Origin of the sequence: Streptomyces sp. URMC 126, assembly GCF_051386555.1 — a bacterium.
GTDB lineage: Bacteria > Actinomycetota > Actinomycetes > Streptomycetales > Streptomycetaceae > Streptomyces.
This window is the reverse complement of record NZ_JBPQTX010000788.1, coordinates 1-283: the sequence shown is the minus strand read 5'-3', so window position 1 is coordinate 283 and position 283 is coordinate 1. Positions and strand designations below refer to the sequence as shown.

Sequence of the window (283 nt, the reverse complement as noted above, 5' to 3'; positions counted from 1 at the left end):
GTCCCCCGCCTTCTCCTCGGCCGCCGCCATCGGCGTACTGCTCAACCTCGGCTACTACGGAATGCTCTACGCGTCGACGCTTTACTTCCGCACCGAACGCGGTTACGACGCGCTCGCCACCGGCATCGCGCTGCTGCCCACCGTGTGCATGGCCGTCGTGGCCGCCCCCCTGTCCGGGCGCCTCACCGCGCGCTACGGCCCCAGGCTGCCGATGACCTGCGCGCTGCTGCTGGGCGCGGTTGGCTTCCTCGGCTGGCTGCTCGCCGGCCCGGAAACCCCGTAC

General features: G+C 71.7%; 1 protein-coding gene. It reads left to right on the top strand.

The genetic code is table 11. The annotated features are described in order from the left end of the window. The coding region (locus ACSNOK_RS33925) for an MFS transporter (protein ID WP_436784591.1) at positions 1 to 283 on the top strand (283 nt) is incomplete at both ends.